The organism is Pseudomonas sp. SIMBA_067 (assembly GCF_046534675.1).
In the GTDB taxonomy this organism is placed as follows: domain Bacteria; phylum Pseudomonadota; class Gammaproteobacteria; order Pseudomonadales; family Pseudomonadaceae; genus Aquipseudomonas; species Aquipseudomonas putida.
Genome location: NZ_JAWRYH010000794.1, coordinates 1 through 257 on the forward strand (window position 1 = coordinate 1; position 257 = coordinate 257).

Annotated in this window: 1 protein-coding gene; it reads left to right on the forward strand. The window is 54.5% G+C overall.

All coding sequences use genetic code 11. The features are described 5' to 3' along the window. On the forward strand, positions 1–257 hold a 257-nt coding region (locus SB765_RS31375; protein ID WP_410932729.1), incomplete at both ends, for an SIS domain-containing protein.

Sequence of the window (257 nt, forward strand, 5' to 3'; positions counted from 1 at the left end):
TCCGCTGGGCTACAAAGAGGGCATTGTTACCTTAATGGAATTTACCTGGACACACGGTTCCGTGATTGAGAGTGGCGAGTTTCGTCACGGGCCACTGGAGGTCGTCGAGCCTGGCGTGCCTTTCCTGTTTTTGCTTGGCAGCGATGAAAGTCGCCATACCACCGAACGGGCTATCCGCTTCGTGCGTGAGCGTACCGACAACGTGATTGTTATTGATTACGCGGAAATTTCTCAGGGACTGCATCCGTGGCTGGCAC